Source organism: Bradyrhizobium cenepequi, assembly GCF_020329485.1.
Classification (GTDB): Bacteria; Pseudomonadota; Alphaproteobacteria; order Rhizobiales; family Xanthobacteraceae; genus Bradyrhizobium; species Bradyrhizobium cenepequi.
In genome coordinates, this window is the sequence record NZ_JAGKJI010000007.1 from 210,030 (window position 1) to 226,402 (window position 16,373).

16 protein-coding genes are annotated in these 16,373 nt (G+C 64.1%); 8 read left to right on the forward strand and 8 right to left on the reverse strand.

Annotated features, from left to right (window positions below; all coding sequences use genetic code 11):
• Positions 1-115 precede the first annotated feature (115 nt).
• The 3 genes from J6497_RS11545 (at position 116) to J6497_RS11555 (ending at position 3,195) form a co-directional block, all read left to right on the forward strand.
• Positions 116-1,153, forward strand: coding sequence for a PrsW family intramembrane metalloprotease (locus tag J6497_RS11545; protein WP_225704382.1), 1,038 nt, complete (start codon positions 116-118; stop codon positions 1,151-1,153).
• A gap of 67 nt (positions 1,154-1,220) precedes the next feature.
• On the forward strand, positions 1,221-1,799 hold the full coding sequence (locus tag J6497_RS11550; protein WP_225704383.1) for an HdeD family acid-resistance protein: 579 nt from the start codon (positions 1,221-1,223) through the stop codon (positions 1,797-1,799).
• 310 nt (positions 1,800-2,109) lie between these two features.
• Positions 2,110-3,195: a 3-deoxy-7-phosphoheptulonate synthase gene (locus J6497_RS11555; RefSeq protein WP_225704384.1), complete on the forward strand. Its 1,086-nt coding sequence runs from the start codon at positions 2,110-2,112 to the stop codon at positions 3,193-3,195.
• 49 nt (positions 3,196-3,244) lie between these two features.
• On the opposite strand, the gene J6497_RS11560 is transcribed toward J6497_RS11555, so the two are convergent.
• The 3 genes from J6497_RS11560 to epmA form a co-directional block, all read right to left on the reverse strand.
• Positions 3,245-3,496, reverse strand: a complete 252-nt coding sequence (locus J6497_RS11560; protein ID WP_225704385.1) for a hypothetical protein — start codon at positions 3,494-3,496, stop codon at positions 3,245-3,247.
• Between the two features lie 68 nt (positions 3,497-3,564).
• Positions 3,565-4,656, reverse strand: a complete 1,092-nt coding sequence (locus tag J6497_RS11565) for a lysine-2,3-aminomutase-like protein (protein ID WP_225704386.1) — start codon at positions 4,654-4,656, stop codon at positions 3,565-3,567.
• Positions 4,653-5,705 carry an EF-P lysine aminoacylase EpmA gene (gene epmA / locus J6497_RS11570; protein ID WP_225704387.1) on the reverse strand — a complete coding sequence of 351 codons (1,053 nt, stop codon included), beginning with the start codon at positions 5,703-5,705 and terminating at the stop codon, positions 4,653-4,655. The genes J6497_RS11565 and epmA overlap by 4 nt, the downstream gene beginning before the upstream one ends.
• Before the next feature lie 409 nt (positions 5,706-6,114).
• Here epmA and efp point away from each other — a divergent pair, with 409 nt between their 5' ends.
• Both efp and J6497_RS11580 read left to right on the forward strand, forming a co-directional pair.
• Positions 6,115-6,681 (forward strand): elongation factor P, encoded by a 567-nt coding sequence (gene efp, locus J6497_RS11575; protein ID WP_225704388.1) that lies wholly within the window; start codon positions 6,115-6,117, stop codon positions 6,679-6,681.
• Positions 6,682-6,727: 46 nt separating this feature from the next.
• On the forward strand, positions 6,728-8,302 hold the full coding sequence (locus J6497_RS11580) for a M23 family metallopeptidase (protein ID WP_376708196.1): 1,575 nt from the start codon (positions 6,728-6,730) through the stop codon (positions 8,300-8,302).
• A 128-nt stretch (positions 8,303-8,430) separates the two neighbouring features.
• On the opposite strand, the gene J6497_RS11585 is transcribed toward J6497_RS11580, so the two are convergent.
• Both J6497_RS11585 and J6497_RS11590 read right to left on the reverse strand, forming a co-directional pair.
• Positions 8,431-8,928 carry a cupin domain-containing protein gene (locus J6497_RS11585; RefSeq protein WP_225704390.1) on the reverse strand — a complete coding sequence of 166 codons (498 nt, stop codon included), beginning with the start codon at positions 8,926-8,928 and terminating at the stop codon, positions 8,431-8,433.
• A gap of 49 nt (positions 8,929-8,977) precedes the next feature.
• The gene (locus J6497_RS11590; RefSeq protein ID WP_225704391.1) at positions 8,978-9,460 is read right to left on the reverse strand and encodes a carboxymuconolactone decarboxylase family protein; all 483 of its coding nucleotides are present in this window, start codon (positions 9,458-9,460) and stop codon (positions 8,978-8,980) included.
• 80 nt (positions 9,461-9,540) lie between these two features.
• Here J6497_RS11590 and J6497_RS11595 point away from each other — a divergent pair, with 80 nt between their 5' ends.
• Both J6497_RS11595 and J6497_RS11600 read left to right on the forward strand, forming a co-directional pair.
• The gene (locus J6497_RS11595; protein WP_225704432.1) at positions 9,541-10,083 is read left to right on the forward strand and encodes a MarR family winged helix-turn-helix transcriptional regulator; all 543 of its coding nucleotides are present in this window, start codon (positions 9,541-9,543) and stop codon (positions 10,081-10,083) included.
• Between the two features lie 55 nt (positions 10,084-10,138).
• Positions 10,139-11,368: a lytic murein transglycosylase gene (locus tag J6497_RS11600; protein ID WP_225704392.1), complete on the forward strand. Its 1,230-nt coding sequence runs from the start codon at positions 10,139-10,141 to the stop codon at positions 11,366-11,368.
• A 160-nt stretch (positions 11,369-11,528) separates the two neighbouring features.
• On the opposite strand, the gene J6497_RS11605 is transcribed toward J6497_RS11600, so the two are convergent.
• Entirely contained in the window at positions 11,529-12,338 is an 810-nt protein-coding gene (locus J6497_RS11605; protein WP_225704393.1) for an SDR family NAD(P)-dependent oxidoreductase, read from the reverse strand.
• 20 nt (positions 12,339-12,358) lie between these two features.
• Positions 12,359-14,200 (reverse strand): single-stranded-DNA-specific exonuclease RecJ, encoded by a 1,842-nt coding sequence (recJ, locus tag J6497_RS11610; protein WP_225704433.1) that lies wholly within the window; start codon positions 14,198-14,200, stop codon positions 12,359-12,361.
• A gap of 328 nt (positions 14,201-14,528) precedes the next feature.
• Between recJ and J6497_RS11615 the strand changes: the two genes are divergently transcribed.
• Positions 14,529-15,623 carry a methyl-accepting chemotaxis protein gene (locus J6497_RS11615; RefSeq protein ID WP_225704394.1) on the forward strand — a complete coding sequence of 365 codons (1,095 nt, stop codon included), beginning with the start codon at positions 14,529-14,531 and terminating at the stop codon, positions 15,621-15,623.
• Here the strand turns inward: J6497_RS11615 and J6497_RS11620 are convergent.
• A complete protein-coding gene (locus J6497_RS11620) occupies positions 15,620-16,339 on the reverse strand; it encodes a haloacid dehalogenase type II (protein ID WP_225704395.1) in 720 nt (239 codons plus the stop codon). The genes J6497_RS11615 and J6497_RS11620 overlap by 4 nt on opposite strands.
• Between the last annotated feature and the right edge of the window lie 34 nt (positions 16,340-16,373).

A 16,373-nucleotide genomic window follows, 5' to 3' on the forward strand; every position in this document is an offset into this window, starting at 1 on the left:
GACAAAAAGCCGTGAATGTGGCGCGCCGAACCCATCGCAAACCGGTTACGTTGGCTTGCCAAGTGCTGGCTTTGTGGCCATTTTCCCAGATCGTACCCGGTTTGATTGCCCGTAGATGCTGTTGCTCGAGTCTCTCCCAACCGTCATCGGCGCCGCCGCCATTGCGCCGGCACTTTTGATGCTCTGGCTCGTCATCGCTGCCGATGAACGCCCGGGTCCGCCGGCGCAGGTCTGGCTCGCTTTCGTGCTTGGCGCGGCCAGCATTTCGCTGCTTGGGCTGGTGCGGGCGCCGTTCAATGCATTGCTGGCGATACCGGAAAACCCCTGGATGACGCTGGTGCTGCGCTCGCTGTTCGGCGTCGCCCTGCCCGAGGAGATCGTCAAGATCGCGGTGATCATCGCGGTATCGTCGCGGCGCCGCGCCACCGCCGACCCGATGGACCCGGTGGTCTACGGCGCCGCCGTAGGGCTCGGTTTCGCCGCTTACGAGAACCTCGCCTACCTCGTCCAGCATGCCGAGATGTGGCGCGCGCTCGCCGTGCTGCGCAGCGTGCTCACCGTGCCGTTTCACGGCGCGCTCGGCATCATCGCCGGCGCCTATGTCGCGATCGCCCGCTCGGGCACCGCGCTCGGCGCGCACCGCCTGCACCGCGACTGGGCGCGCTTGTCGAGCTGGGCCATGGTGCTGCTCGCCCCGGTCTTGCTGCATGCCGCGTTCGACTTCCCGCTGCTGACCCTGCAGAGGGGCGGCGATCTCGGCTCCACGCTGCGGATGATCCTGGGCTCGGCAAGTGTCCTGATCGGGTTCAGCTCGATCGGCTTCGCGATCCGCCTGGTCTACCGGGTCGGCCGCCATCATGCGCCACGCACCGCGCTCGCGCGCGAACGGCTCAGCCAGCTGCGGCGGCTGTGGGCCGTGCTCGTCCTCGGCAGCGGCGCCGGCTTTCTCGGGCTGGCTTTTGTGCTGACGTCGATCCGCCGCTGGCTGATCAATCCCGAGCACAATCCGGCGGCGATCCTGGTCCCGGTCGCGGCGACTTCGATCGTGATCGGCATAGCGCTCCTGATCGCCGCCACCGCGATCTACATCTTCGGGCGAAATCGAATTCGCACGACCTCGGAGGGCTTTTCGTCGGCGCCGGGACCCGGCTAATCTGATATCATCGAAACCTGATATGCTCTAGGATCGCGTGCAATCACGCCCCGCCCGGAGAGCTGCGATGACCATTCCAGACAACTTCGACAAGCTGCAATCCGAAGTGAACGCAGCCGTGAAGGCGCATTGGAAGGCCTTCCTGTTCGAAGGCATCCTGCTTGCAGTTCTCGGCCTCGCCGCGATGATCGTGCCGCCCTTTGCGAGCCTCGCCGTCACGATCTTTCTCGGCTGGATGTTCCTGATCTCCGGCATCGGCGGATTGATCGTCACCTACTGGGCGCGCGAGATGCCGGGCTTCTGGTGGTCGCTGATCTCGGCGGCGCTTGCCGTGCTCGCCGGCGTCATCCTGCTGGCGAAGCCGACGCAAGGCGTGCTGACGCTGACCATCGTAGTCGGCGCCTATTTCATCGCCGAGGGCGTCGCCACCATCATGTATGGGCTGGAGCACCGGCGCGAATTGACCGGGCGCTGGTCGTGGCTCCTGGTCGCGGGATTGATGGACATCCTTATCGCATTCATCATCATCGCTGGCCTGCCCGGCTCTGCGGAATGGGCGCTCGGGCTCTTGGTCGGCCTCAATCTCTTGTTCGGCGGGGCCACGCTGATCGGCATGGCGCTCGCAGCCCACAGCACTGCCCCATGATTTAGAGCGTTTTCGAGCGAAGTGGATGCCGGTTCGCGTGAAGAAAACGCGTCAAAACGAGAATCCAAAGCTTCGGTCCTGATTTAATCAGGACCGAAGCTTTAGGGGTGACAAGGCCGGATCCATCCGCTATAGAGCCCGCCATGATCAACGCCGCCACCAGCTACTTCTGGTACTTTAGCTACGACAGCTCGCTGGCGGCGGGAGGATCGCGCTCAATTTAGTGAAATTGCAGCAAGACGTCCGAACAGCCGCCAGACCTGGCGGCTTTTTTGTTGGCCGGCAGGTTCAAAAGTCAAAGGAGCCCGCCGTGTTGAGTACCACTGACGATCTTCGAATTAGAGAACTGAAAGAGCTGAGTACGCCCGAAGAGGTGATGCGCGAAGTCCCGCGCACGTTGACGGCGACGCGGGTGGTGATGGCGGCGCGCAACGCCATCCACGCCATTCTGAACGGCAAGGACGACCGGCTCCTGGTCGTCGTCGGCCCCTGCTCCGTGCACGATCCCGCCGCTGCCATCGATTATGCCGAGCGCCTTGCCAGCTTGCGCGAGCAGCTTTCTGACCGGCTCGAGATCGTGATGCGCGTCTATTTCGAGAAGCCGCGCACAACCGTCGGATGGAAGGGGCTGATCAACGATCCGGGCCTTGACGGCAGTTTCGACATCAACAAGGGCCTGCGGCTTGCCCGCAGCGTGCTCTCCGCCATCAACAATCTCGGCCTGCCCGCCGGCGCCGAATTCTTGGATATGACGACGCCGCAATATATCGCCGATCTCGTGAGCTGGGCTGCGATCGGCGCGCGCACGACCGAGAGCCAAATTCACCGCGAGCTTGCCTCCGGGCTCTCCTGCCCCGTCGGCTTCAAGAACGGTACCGACGGCAATGTGCGCATCGCCGCCGACGCCGTGAAATCGGCCTCACACCCGCACCATTTCATGGCGGTGACGAAGGGCGGGCGCTCGGCGATCGCGGCGACCAGCGGCAACGAGGACTGCCACATCATTTTGCGTGGCGGCCGCACGCCGAACTACGATGCGGCGAGCGTCGATGCCGCCGCGGCCGAGCTGGCGCGCTCAGGCGTCAACCAGCGCACGATGATCGATTCCAGTCATGCGAACAGCAGCAAGAAGCCGGAGAACCAGCCTCTGGTCGTCGCCGACATCGCCGGCCAGGTTTCCGGCGGCGAGATGCGCATCATGGGCGTGATGATCGAGAGCAACCTGGTTGCCGGGCGGCAGGATGTGGTGCCGGGAGTTGCGCTCACCTACGGGCAGAGCATCACAGACGGCTGCATCGATTGGGAGACGACGGTCTCGTCGCTCAACGTGCTCGCCGATGCGGTTGGGGCGCGGCGCAAGGCACAACGCCGCGATGTCCGGGAACGGTTGGCCTAGACGCTTGTGGCTACGGGCCGCTGGGCGCCGCAGCGTCCGGCGGCTCGCCTCAGCAACCCCTGCAGATGCTCTTGATCTTGCGATCAAGAGCGGCGTCCTCCTTGTTCGCCGGATTGTTCGGATCGCTGACATTGCTCTCGCTCGGCACCTCGCCCCGGCGCGGCTGGCGGTGTCCGATCGGCGCTTCCGGAATTGGCTTGATCTCCTGGGTATTTTTCGGAACCGACGAGGTCCCGCCCTGCGCAAACGCAGGCGCACCGATCAGGGTCACAAGTGCCATCGACAAGATTGTTTTCCGCATCTCGATTCTCCTGCCTTTCAACATTCTATCGCACCGGTTCCGGAACGTCGATATTCGCGCATCTCACATCACACCTTAGGTGGATAGAGATGCACGTCACCGCAATAATCGACGACACGATAGCGTGTTTCGTTAGCCCCTTCACGTTGTCGGGGATTCTCCTGCGACAAATAGCGCGGTCCGATCGGCGCCTTGCCATGGCCGCCGGGAATGTCGAGCACGTAATCCGGCTGGCACAGGCCAGAGACGCGTCCCCGCAGCGACCGCATCAGTTCCTGGCCTTCTGCGATGGTCGTGCGCAGATGCGCGGTACCGGGCGCCAGATCGCCGTGATGCAGGTAATAAGGTTTGATCCGGCATTCGACGAAGGCGCGCATCAAAGCCTCCAACGTGGCGGCATCATCGTTGACGCCCCTGAGCAGCACGGTCTGGCTCACCAGGGGGATGCCGGCATCCGCCAGCCGCGCGCAGGCGGCACGCGCCTCTGAGGTCAGTTCGCGCGGATGATTGGCGTGGATCGCGATCCACGTCGTCGCGCCGTCCACGCGCAGCGCGTGCGCCATCTCCGGACTGACGCGCGCCGGATCAGCCACCGGCACGCGCGTGTGCAGGCGGATGATCTTGACGTGATCGACGGCAGCGATATCGGCCATGATCTCGGCGAGCCGCCGCGGCGACAACATCAATGGATCACCCCCGGTCAGGATCACCTCCCAGATCTCCGGGTGCGAGCGGATATAGGAAAGCGCGTGGCGATACGCAGCTTCCGGCAGCGCGGTCGCCTTGCCCGGCCCGACCATCTCGCGGCGGAAGCAGAACCGGCAATAGACCGCGCACACATGCACAAGCTTGAACAGCACCCGGTCCGGATAGCGGTGCACGATGCCGGGAACCGGCGAGTGCGCATCGTCGCCGATCGGATCGGCATTCTCGCCGGGATGCGTCGCGAGTTCATCCGCGGCGGGGATGAACTGCCGCGCGATCGGATCATTCGGATCGTCCGGATCGATCAGCGCTGCAATGTCAGGCGTCACCGCGATCGCATAGCGCGCCGCGACCTGCTCGAGATCGGCAAGCGCTTGCTCTGGCGCCAGCCCGCGCTCGATCAGTTCTGCGGGCTGTCGCAGGGTTGCGGTCAGCTTTCGGTCGATCCGGTTCATGTCTCTCCTGCGGGCGGCGTCCAAACCACCTGATCGATCCTCAGCGCGCCGCTCGCCAGCATCACCAAACGGTCGAAGCCGAGTGCCACGCCGCTCGCCTCAGGCATCGCGCCGACGGCGGCGATAAAATCCTCATCCACCGGGTAGCGCTCGCCATAGCGGCGCTGCTTCTCGTCCATGGCCGCGACGAAGCGGCGGCGCTGCTCCGCCTCGTCGGTCAATTCACCGAATCCATTGGCGAGTTCGACGCCGCAGGCATAGACCTCAAACCGTTCGGCAACGCGCGGATCGGACGGTTTTGCACGTGCCAACGCGGCCTCCGGAACCGGATAGTCGGACAGCACGGTCAGTCGCCCCTGCCCGAGATATGGCTCGACATGCTCGACCAGGACCTTGCTAAAAATATCCGACCAGGTGTCATCATCGGCGATCCGTACCTGTTGCCGGGCCGCATCCGCAAGCGCTGCACGGTCGCCCTTGCCGTCAACAACGGTGGCCAGCAGATCGATCCCGGCAAAGCGCTCGAAGGCCGAGGCAACAGTCAGCAATTCCGGTTCGGCAAAGGGATCGGCGCTCTTGCCGCGGAATGAGAACCGCCCGATGCCGGTCGCCTGCGCGGCCTTGGCAATAACAAGGATCGTATCGGTCATCACCGCGTCGTAGACCTCATTGGCGCGATACCATTCCAGCATGGTGAACTCGGGCAGATGCAGGTCGCCGCGCTCGCGATCGCGGAACACGCGCGCGAACTCGAATATCTTGGTTTCACCCGCGGCGAGCAGCTTCTTGCAGGCGAACTCGGGTGACGTCCGCAAGTAGCGCTTCGCGTGGCTTCCATCGGCATGCGTCAACTCGGTACGAGGCGCATGCAGATGGGTCTCGTTACCGGGCGAAACTTGCAGGACGCCCGTCTCGATCTCCGAAAATCCCTGCTCCTCGAACCAGGCTCGCACCGCCCTCGTCACGCCGCTCCGCGCCGCAAGAAACGGCCTTCTGTCGGCATGCCGCGTCGGCGTCCACCAGGGCGATGGCCGGTCGACGTCAGTCATGAACGCGCCGCCGGCGAAAGCCGCTTCAGACGGCACATGGGGCTGCCCATCAATAAGTTGATAAACTCAGCGAAAACCATTGAAATCACTTGATTTCTTCACATCACCCCGCGTAGCGCACCTTGATCTTTGCTCCAAACGCCGAGGATACAGGACGTCCCGCGCACCGGCGGATCGCTCGCCCCGTCTGCGACTTCGTCATCCCGGCGTCAAGCGCATCCAGATCCCGCGTCCCAAGCGTGGTTGACAGCACGCGCGCGACGCCACACCTGTCAGCAACCCGCCAAGCCAGCCGTAAAAGGCTGGCATCTCGGGGGCAAATCAGTATGTTGCAGCCCGAAACTGCCGCCAGGCCGCCGAGCGCATCAGCCGAGCTGAGCCGGCGGCCGAACCATTCAGGAAAACCACTTTGAAAGTCATCGCCAGTTCCATCCGCAAAGGCAACGTCATCGAGCAGGATGGCAAGCTTTACATTGTCCTTTCCGCCGAAAATATCCACCCTGGCAAGGGAACCCCGGTCAGCCAGATCGAAATGCGCCGCATCGGCGATGGCGTGAAGGTCTCCGAACGCTACAAGACCACCGACCAGGTCGAGAAGGCAACGGTTGAGGATCGCAACTTCAACTACCTCTATGAGGACGCCGACGGCTTCCACTTCATGAATGGCGAGACCTACGACCAGGTCCAGGTTCCGAAGGATATCGTCGGATCGTCCGCGCCGTATCTGCAGGAAAACATGACGGTGAAGCTCTCGATGCACGAGGGCAATCCGGTCGCGATCCAGCTACCGCAGCGCGCCACGCTGGAGGTCGTCGAGACCGAGCCGGTGACGAAGGGCCAGACCGCCTCCTCCTCGTACAAGCCTGCCATGCTCTCGAACGGCGTTCGCACCGCCGTGCCGCCGCACATCTCCACCGGCACGCGCATCGTGGTGATGACCGAAGACGGCTCCTACGTCGAACGCGCCAAGGATTAGCCGATCGGGTTAAGGGGGTGCCGCGCCGGGGGGCGACGCGTTGAAAGTGAAAGCTGTCCGCTTAGTCGCACCTTGGCTGGCAGCTTTAGCGTCGCTTCTTGCCGGCTCCCTCGCCACTTCGGCGGACGAATTCCGCACCCCGTCGCTCTCGGCCGTGCGCGTCGAATGGCGCGCGGTGCTCGATCAGCTCCGCGCCGAGATCAATACCCAGCCTTCGATCACTGCGAACTTCGCTTTTGCGAGTCAGCGCCGCGTGCCTTCTTACGACCCGCGCTCGCGTCCCGCGCTGGTGCAATTGAATGCGATCACCTCGCAGCTTTTCCCCGGCATCGGCCGCAGCTCAGTCCCGGTGCTCTTGCCGTTCGATACCGCAAGCTATCTTGAGGCGCGGCAGCGCGGCGCGGCGGAGACCTTGTCAGTGTCGCACTATCAGGCGAGCTTCCGTCCGGCCGATCTCTTCCATGCGGGAGCTGCCGGCTATGACGCGATGTTCGCACTCGAGCCGGGTGCGGGCGACGGAATGCCGGAGCGGACGTTTGCAAAGCCGGTCGAGGTGCACATCACCGGTTCGCTGCTGCTCTATGACCTCAACGATCGGCTCGGCGGCAAGGGCGAACCTGTCAAATCGCTTTCCGCACAGTATCCAGACCTTCGCCGCGTCATCCGCGAAGGCTATGTCCGCTACGCCTTCACGCGCTTCGGCGTGCCCTATGTGGTCTCGATCCACTGCCTCGACAGCACGCCGCGGCTGCGGCGGCTGGCCTGCCGCGAAGCCTATCCGGTCGCCGAGCGCTTCCTGAAGGCGCTGCGCATCGCCGGCGGCCAACCCTCGCGGCCGCGGCGGGACATCGCCTCCGTGAGCGCCGAGCGGCCGGCCAGCCTCTCCCCTGACTTCACCTACCGGCCGAGCGGTGACATTGTCGCCAACAGCGGTTACCGGGGGCAAAGCGGTCGCCCCGACTTGACCGTCTATTCGCAGATCCGCTTCCCCCTGGCGAAGGCGCCGGCCTTCGTGCATTCGCAATCGTTCGTCAGGCGCGCCGACCAATATCCCTGGCAGGACAATTTTTGCGAGGCGCGCAGTTTCGAAGTCGGCCAATGCGCCCGCGGCTTTGGCCACCAGGGGCAGGACATCCGCCCCGGTGCCTGCCTATCCAACAAGGGAGGCGAGTCCTGCGATCCCAAGCGGCAAGCGGTTGTCGCAGTGCGAGACGGCGTCGTGATCCGCTCAGCGGGCCAACAAGGCGTGACGCTGCAGGTCAGCACCCGGACCGAGCATATTCGCTTCCGCTACATGCATATGAACCCGTCGGCGATGGACGCGGACGGCCTCCTCAATGGGCGCCGCGTCACGGAAGGCGAGAAGATCGGCGTGGTCTCGAACTATCTCGATCACCCCAACGGCACCTCGCGCCACCTGCATTTCGACGTGCAGGTGTTCACGCGCGACGGCTGGCTGTGGGTCAATCCCTACACCACGCTGACCTCGGCCTATGAACGCCTGATCCGCGGCCGCGGCCGCGAGATCGGCCCCGAACCGCCGGTGGCCGCCGCGGTGGCGGATGCGCAGCCGGAGGACGCGATCCAGCGGCTCGACCCACAGGAAGGCGGCGGCAACTAGAGCATGATCCGGAAAAGTGTGAAGCGGTTTTCCGAAAAGATCATGCTCAAACAATAACCTAAAGCGCGATGATGATTCATCCTCATCTCATCGCGCTTTAGTCGCCAAGTCCGCCGCCGCTCGATCGGCTATTCGATGAACGTCGTAAGCTGCGCGCCCTCGTCGGCCACGAACACCGCGATCAGTTCTGCGGGCTCCGTGTTGCTTGCATTGGCCGAAACCAGGTGGGTCGAGCCCGGCGGCTCGAAGAAGGACTGGCCGACCTTGAACGTCTCGAGCGGTCCGCCGCCGAGCTGCGAGCGAATTTCGCCCTTGGTGATGTAGGCCGTCACCGAGCCGGCATGCTTGTGGGCGCGCGTGAAACCTCCGGGGCCGTAGGATACGCGCACGATGGTGACCCGTTTGCCCGGCACGTTTGGCAGGGCGTACGAGCCGATCGGCTCGACCTTGTCGAGCGGCGATCCCTCTGCGGCGTTCGCACAAAGCGGCGCGACGGCACCTGACACCGCGTCCATCGTCGCAGGTAGTGTCTTTCCAATGACCAGGGCGCACGCAAGACCAGCAATAACCGCGAGCGAGGTCGGCCGCGTCGGTGCGAGAGGAGTTGTCGCCAGCATCGATGTCATGTTGCTCTCCTTTGGAGACAGACGTTATTCGCCCCCTGCCTTCCCCGATTCACGACGCGGCAGCGCCGACCGCGGGCGGCTTCCGTTCCGGCGGCGTCCAGCGATAGGCGACGCCATACCTGTTCCAGACATTGATCGCTGCGATCGCCGAGGTGAGATAGCTCAGTTCCTGCTCGGAGAATTCCGCGCGCACCTTGGCATAAACCTCGTCGCTCACGCCATCGCCCAGCTTCGTCAGGGCTTCGGCCCACGCCAGCGCGGCGCGCTCGCGGCGTGAGAATTGCGGGGCCTCGCGCCAGACCACGACGAGGTTGAGCTTGTCGGCGGATATGCCGAGGCTCTCGGCCTGCAGGATGTGAAACTGCACGCAGAAGGCACAGCCGTTGATCTGCGAGGCGCGCAACTTGACCAATTCGAGCAACTGCTTGTCGAGCCCGGCTTTGGCCGCCATCTGGCCCAACGCTCGCACGGCCTCATAGGCTTCAGGTGCCAGCTTCTGAAAATCGGTGAGCTCGGCTCTCGCGTGTGACATTGGTGTCGCCTCATGTTATCAGTATGCTGATATATTATAAGAGTACTGATATGGCGCGCAAGGCTGTACCAACGTCCGGCATGGATCGTCAGACGTCAAAAGGCCGGAATTCGAAAAACCCTGCTCGGAACTGGAAAACGCCCGTCGTGACGAATCCGGCTCTCACGATACGGCCGCCGCCGCCCGGCCAGGGCAAACGCGGCGAACAAGGCTATCTCGCCTATCTGTTGCGGCAAGCGCAGGCTGCGACGCGGCTGACCATGGAACGGGCGCTGGGAACGCTCGGCGTCACGCCGCCGCAGTTCGTCGTACTGACAATGTTGCGCGCCTATCCCGGGCTCTCCGGCGCCGATCTCGCGCGGGTGGCGCTGCTGACGCCGCAGACCGTCGGCGTCATCATCCGCAATCTCGAGCGCGACGGCGCGATCAGGAAGACGCCGCATCCGGTCCACGGCCGCGTCCTGCAGTGGACCCTGACCAAGCGCGGAACGGCGCTATTGGAAAAATGCCGACGCCACGCCCATGCTGTGGACCGGCGGCTGGCGGACGGGCTCAGCCCCAAGGCGGAACTGATCGTGCGGCGCTGGTTGTCCAAAATCGCCACAGACTTGCAGGATAGCTAGTTCCCGCGGCGATGTGACTTTTGGTGTGCGTGGATGACGCCGCTAGACTAGTGGCATGAAACAGCTTGATTCTCTGAAGCGCCCTACCCGCCGGACTTTCCTGCAGGGCAGCATCGCGGCCAGCGGTCTGCTCACCTGTCCGCTCGCCGCGCTTGCGGCGCCAGCGGGCTTCGACCAATGGCGCGACAGTTTTCGCGCACGCGCGCTCGCCAAGGGAATTTCGGAGGCGACCTGGACGCGCGTGATGGGCCACATCGAGCCCGACATGAGCGTGTTCCGGCAGATGAAGAAGCAGCCGGAATTCAACGAGCAGATCTGGCAGTATATCAACCGCCGCGTGTCCGACTGGCGCATCATCAATGGCCGCGAGGCGCTCAAAAAGAACGAGGCGCTGTTCGCGCGGATCGAGAAGGATTTTGGTGTCGAACGCGGCACGCTGCTGGCACTGTGGGGCGTCGAGTCCGCTTACGGCGATCCGCTGGTGCAGCAGAACCACATGAAACCAGTGTTCCCTGCACTCGCCGCGCTCGCCTGGAATGAGCCGCGCCGCAAGGCCTACTGGGAGACCGAGCTGATCAACGCGCTCAGGGTCGTTGACCGCGGCTGGAGCACGCCGGAGGAGATGCGCGGCTCCTGGGCCGGCGCCATGGGGCATTCGCAGTGGATGCCGGAAGTGTGGCTCAATGTCGGCTTCGACTATGACGGCGATGGCAAGGTCTCGCCATTCGGCCGGCCGGACGATGCACTCGGATCAACCGCGAAATACCTCGTCAAGCGCGGCAAATATCACCGTGGCGAGCATTGGGGCTATGAGGTGCGCGCCAATGGCAGCATGAGCGGCAGCCGGACCTACGCGGCGTGGGCCAGTGCCGGCGTGACCCGCGCCGACGGCCAGCCGTTCCCGCAACCGAATGCGTCGGCGCAGCTATGGATCCCGGTAGCGGGCGGCCCCGCCTTCCTGTTGGGTCCGAATTTCTATGCCGTGCGCAGCTACAACCCCTCGATGAACTATGCACTGGCTATCTGCCACCTTGGCGACCGCATCCTGGGCGCGCCACCCTTCATCCATCCCTTCCCCGGCTCCGAGCGTGCGCTGACGCTTGCCGAAGTGCAGGAGATGCAAACGCGGCTCACCAAGGCCGGCTTCGATACCGGCGGCACCGACGGCCGCGTCGGTAACGACACGATGAAGGCGATCCGGGACTATCAGACCAAGATGGGCCTGCTGCCGGCCGACGGCTATGGCGGGCTGAAGGTGCTGGCGCGGCTGAGGCAGGGTCCGTAGCATGTCTCGGCACCAGGTCGTCATTCCGGGGCGATGCGAAGCATCGAGCCCGGAATCCATTTCTCCGCTCGCGCCTGCTGCCAGATGGATTCCGGGCCTGCGCCTTCGACGCATCCCGGAATGACGAGAGAACCGGAATGACGAGAGAAATTGACTGCTTTCATGCCTTGCGCGCGACAGCACCCGCATTCATGCCGCCGTCGATCACGAGCTCAGTCCCAGTCACGTAGCGCGACGCATCGGAGGCCAGATAGAGCACGCCGCCGGCGATCTCAGCCGCCTGGCCGGCGCGGCCGAGCGGGGTTGCGAGCTTCGCGCGCTCTTCGGGATCGATGGGCGCGTTGGCACGGTTGCCAGTGGCTTCCGTCGGGATCTTGCCCCAGATCGGGGTGTCGATGATCCCAGGATGCACCGAGTTGACGCGGATGCCGTCGCCCACGGCAGCGCATTCCATCGCGACCGCTTTCGCAAACAGCCGCACGCCGCCCTTGGTCGCGCAATAGCCGGCCAACCCCGCCGCACCGCGCAGGCCCGCGAGCGAGGACATCATGATGACCGACCCGCCGCCGCTCTTGCGCATCAGCGGCAGGGAATATTTCACCGAGAGGAAAACGCCGTCGAGATTGATCGCGGTCTGCCGGCGCCAATCGGCGAAGGTCATGTCGACAATCGAGGGCACGGAGATGCCGATGCCGGCATTGGAGACCAGCACATCGAGCCGGCCGAACTGCTTCTCGATCTCCGAGATGATCTCCACCCAGCGCACCTCGCTGGTCACGTCCTGCTGCAGAAACACCGCTTTGCCGCCAGCCTTGGTGATGCCGGCAACGAGCTCGGGTCCCCTGAGCTCGTCGATATCGGTCGCCACGACTGTAGCGCCCTCCTGCGCCAGCAACTCCGCGACCGCCGCGCCAATGCCCGAGGCGCCGCCGGTGACCAGCGCCATCTTGCCTTCAACCCGTCCTGCCATGTGCTCTCCCCGACTTTTTCTTATCTGATGACCGCGGGCCCCTGATCGGGGACCGCGACGTCGAGCACACGCAATTGCACACGTTCGCTGCCTTGCCAACGGTCGATCGCGAGCGAGCCTGCGACATGGAGCGGTTGGCCGCGATTCTGGATCAGCGCATTGCCGAGCTTTTGGCCAACGGAACGGAACGCCATGCCGTTCACGATCGAACCGTCGCCCGATTTGAAGCGCAGGCGTAAGTGCGCCTGTCCGACCTCATCGGCGTAGACGAGCTGATGCGCCGGCAGCGCGATCACCGGCTCCGGATTGCCGCTGCCGAACGGGCCGGCGCGGTTCAGCATCGCGGCAAACTCAGCCGTTACGCCGCGTGCGCTCACCGCGCCGTCAATGAACAATTCATTCTCGTGACGCGAATTGGCGACATCGGCGGCGAGCACGCTTTCCAGATAGGCGCGGAACTCGGCTAGCTTCTCCTTGCGCAACGTTACGCCCGCCGCCATCGCGTGGCCGCCGCCCTTCAACAGCAAACCGTCCGCCACCGCCTGCCGCACCGCCTTGCCGAGATCGACGCCGCCGATCGAGCGGCCCGAGCCGGTGCCGATGCCGCCCGGCTCGAGCGCGATGGCAAAGGCCGGCCTGCCAAATTTCTCCTTCAGACGCGAGGCCACGAGACCGACGACACCGGGATGCCAGCCCTCGGCGGCCGTGACGATGACGGCGCCCTTGTCTTCCAATCCGAGCGAGGCGAGCGCCTCTGCCTCGGCCTGCGCTTCCGCCGCCTGCTCGATGATGCGCCGCTCGTTATTGAGGCGGTCGAGCTCTGCCGCGATCCGCGCCGCTTCCGAGATGTCCCCTTCCAGGAGCAGCCGCACGCCGAGGTCGGCGCGCCCGATCCGGCCGCCGGCATTGATGCGCGGCCCCAGCATGAAGCCGAGATGCCAGGCCTCCGGCGGGCCGTTGAGCCGGGCCACGTCCATCAGCGCAGTGTGCCCGACATGGTCGCGCCTGCGCAGGGCGATCAGCCCTTTGGCGACAAGGGCGCGGTTGAGCCCGATCAGCGGCGCGACATCGGCCACCGTCCCAAGCGCGACGTGATGCAGCATGCCCAAGAGATCCGGCTCCGGCATTTCCGAAGTCCAGAAACCGCGCTGGCGCAATTCCCGGTTCACCGCGACCAGCGTTACCAGCACGAGCCCAACGGCGGCGAGATGACCGAGGCCGGAGAGATCGTCGAGCCGGTTCGGATTGACCAGAGCATCGACCTCAGGCAGCGCCTCGCCGCATTGATGATGATCGATCACGACAACAGACATGCCGAGCCGGCGCGCTTCCGCAAGCGGCTCCAAGCTCGTGGTGCCGCAATCGACGGTGACGAGGAGCGTCGCCCCCTTGGCGGCGAGCGCGCGTACGGCCTCCGTGTTCGGGCCGTAGCCTTCGAACAGGCGGTCGGGAATGTGGATCAGCGGATCGAGCCCACAATGCCGCAAGTACCAGGCAAGCAGCGCGGCCGAGGTCGCACCGTCGACATCGTAATCGCCGAAGATCGCAATCTTCTCGTTACGAATCGCCGCATCCGCGATCCGCTTCGCCGCCGCCTCCATCGCAGTCACGGTGAAGGGATCCGGCATCAATTTGCGGATGGTCGGATCGAGGAAATCCGGCACGTCGTCGATTGCGACGTCGCGCCCCGCGAGCACCCGCGCCAGCATTTCCGGCAGTTGGTGACGCTGCGCGATCGCGAGCGCGCGCGCCGCACCGCGCGCGTCCAAACGATCGCGCCAGAATTTGCCTGTGAGCGAGCGCTGCACGCCGAGAAAGGCCGGCGGCATCTCCACAGGCAGGATAGCAGCGTGAAGCGTCATGACGATCCCGATGACGAGCAGCGCTGGCAAGAGCGCGAATCACTGCTGCCATCCTCGCCCCTCAGTGGGCGATCGCGAAGCGCCACCAAGTGGTTTTGCCCACTTTTCGCAGGAGACGGATAGCGTGGACTTGTCTTTGCACTGGATTCACAACAGGAAACAACGGGATGCCAAAATAATGTGCAGTCCTACATAGATGGCAATTTCGGAAAATTAAGCTGACGTTAGCGCAAATCCCCGAAAAAGGATGTGTGTTTGACGTGTGATTTTTTTGGTTCCGTCCGGTCTGCTGAAAGCGGTCAAAGGAATAACGCAGGGAAGTCCGCCCATGTCCATCCCGCTCCCGCGCGCGAAATCGGTCGCGAGCGAATCGGCGGTCTCGCCTGACGTCGACGATGAATCAGACATTTCGGCCCTGATTGCGCGCCTGACCGCGGAGGTCAACCAGATCGCCTGCGAGAAGACGCGGTCGATCCAGAAGATTACCAATCAGATGAAGATGCTGGCGCTGAATGCATTGATCGAGAGCTCGCGCGCTGGCGCGCAAGGCGCGGGCTTTGCAGTGGTGGCGCAGGAAGTGCGCGGCGTCGGCCAACAGGTAGAGACCATCGCCCGCGAGCTCGAGACGCAGCTCACACGGCGCACCGGCAGTCTCATGAGCTCGATCGAGCGCATGACCGACCGCTCGCGCGGCGAGCGCATGGTAGATCTATCACTGAACGCGATCGAGCTGATCGACCGCAACCTTTATGAGCGTACCTGCGACGTGCGCTGGTGGGCGACCGATTCCGCCGTCGTTGACTGTGCGGCTTCGCCGCAACCGGCGGCGGTCGCCCACACGTCCGAGCGCTTGGGCGTGATCCTGTCCGCCTACACCGTCTATCTCGATCTCTGGCTTTGCGACCTCGAGGGCAATGTGATCGCCAACGGGCGCGCCGATCGCTTCAAGGTGACCGGCCAGAATGTCGCGGCGACAAAATGGTTTCGCGAGACGCGCAGCTTGTGCTCGGGTGACGACTATGTCGCCGGTGATATCGAGTGCCAGCCGCTGCTCGGCAACGCACAGGTCGCGACCTATTGCGCCAGCGTCCGCGAAGGCGGCAAGGCTCACAGCAAACCGACCGGCGTGCTCGCGATCCATTTCGACTGGGAGCCGCAAGCGCGTGCCATCGTCCAGGGCGTGCGCGTCGGCGCTGCCGACAAGGCGCGCGTGCTACTGATCGATTCGAATTTCCGGGTGATCGCGGCTTCCGACGGAAAGGGCCTTCTGACCCAACACGTCTCGCTCTCGCTGGATGGCCGGCGCAGCGGCTTCTACCAGGATCGCTCCGGCGCGTTGGTCGCCTTCCACGCCACGCCGGGCTATGAGACCTACAAGGGTCTCGGCTGGTACGGCGTGATTCTCTGTGGGGCGGCGGGCTAGCAACCCATCCGATCGGCGATTGCGCCGAAATCTTTGGCGACGATGTCCCAATTGCCGGTTGCTTCGAAGTCGACTTTCTGCAGCGGGCCGTATTCGGTCGGGCGCGCCACGAAGGCGGTCTTCAGGCCGTTCTGTTGCGCATGTTTGAGGTCGCCGTTGTGTGCGGCGACCATCATCACCTGCTCCGGCGGCAGGCACAGCAATTTCGCGGCGCCAAGATAGGTTTCGGGATCTGGCTTGTAGTGCTCGAACAGTTCAGCCGACATGATGAGGTCCCAAGGCAGGCCGGCGAACTTCGCCATGTTGGTCAAGAGCGCAACATTACCGTTCGAGAGCGGCGAGATGATGTATTTCGTCTTCAGTCGTGCAAGCCCCGCCACGCTGTCGGGCCAGGGATGCAGGCGATGCCATCCCGTGGTCAGGTAATGCAGGTCGGCGTCGGTCAATACCTTGATCGCGTGCTGCTCGACCAGCTTCTCCAGCGAGCGGCGGTGCAGCACGTCGAGGATGACATAGCCGCGTTCTGGATGTTTGCGCACCTCGTCCATCGAAGCGACATAAACCGCGCGCCAGCCGTCAACGAGCGCGGTCCAGTCGGCTTCGATGCCGCGCATCTTCGACCAGTTCGTGAAGTCGTTGATCAGGCTGGTGCGCCAGTCGACGACAGTGCCGAACACATCGAACACCAGCGCCTTCACCGCCGAAAGATCGGCCATGCTCGCCTCCCGTATTTTTGTCGTTGTCATTCCG

What these genes read in the sequence shown, in the direction of transcription:
- J6497_RS11590 (WP_225704391.1), bottom strand. Translation starts at nt 9,460, where the DNA reads ATGTCACACGCGAGAGCCGAGCTCACCGATTTTCAGAAGCTGGCACCT.
- J6497_RS11615 (WP_225704394.1), top strand. Translation starts at nt 14,529, where the DNA reads ATGTCCATCCCGCTCCCGCGCGCGAAATCGGTCGCGAGCGAATCGGCG.
- J6497_RS11560 (WP_225704385.1), bottom strand. Translation starts at nt 3,496, where the DNA reads ATGCGGAAAACAATCTTGTCGATGGCACTTGTGACCCTGATCGGTGCG.
- J6497_RS11595 (WP_225704432.1), top strand. Translation starts at nt 9,541, where the DNA reads ATGGATCGTCAGACGTCAAAAGGCCGGAATTCGAAAAACCCTGCTCGG.
- J6497_RS11620 (WP_225704395.1), bottom strand. Translation starts at nt 16,339, where the DNA reads ATGGCCGATCTTTCGGCGGTGAAGGCGCTGGTGTTCGATGTGTTCGGC.
- recJ (WP_225704433.1), bottom strand. Translation starts at nt 14,200, where the DNA reads ATGACGCTTCACGCTGCTATCCTGCCTGTGGAGATGCCGCCGGCCTTT.
- J6497_RS11550 (WP_225704383.1), top strand. Translation starts at nt 1,221, where the DNA reads ATGACCATTCCAGACAACTTCGACAAGCTGCAATCCGAAGTGAACGCA.
- J6497_RS11605 (WP_225704393.1), bottom strand. Translation starts at nt 12,338, where the DNA reads ATGGCAGGACGGGTTGAAGGCAAGATGGCGCTGGTCACCGGCGGCGCC.
- J6497_RS11600 (WP_225704392.1), top strand. Translation starts at nt 10,139, where the DNA reads ATGAAACAGCTTGATTCTCTGAAGCGCCCTACCCGCCGGACTTTCCTG.
- J6497_RS11565 (WP_225704386.1), bottom strand. Translation starts at nt 4,656, where the DNA reads ATGAACCGGATCGACCGAAAGCTGACCGCAACCCTGCGACAGCCCGCA.
- epmA (WP_225704387.1), bottom strand. Translation starts at nt 5,705, where the DNA reads ATGACTGACGTCGACCGGCCATCGCCCTGGTGGACGCCGACGCGGCAT.
- J6497_RS11545 (WP_225704382.1), top strand. Translation starts at nt 116, where the DNA reads ATGCTGTTGCTCGAGTCTCTCCCAACCGTCATCGGCGCCGCCGCCATT.
- J6497_RS11585 (WP_225704390.1), bottom strand. Translation starts at nt 8,928, where the DNA reads ATGACATCGATGCTGGCGACAACTCCTCTCGCACCGACGCGGCCGACC.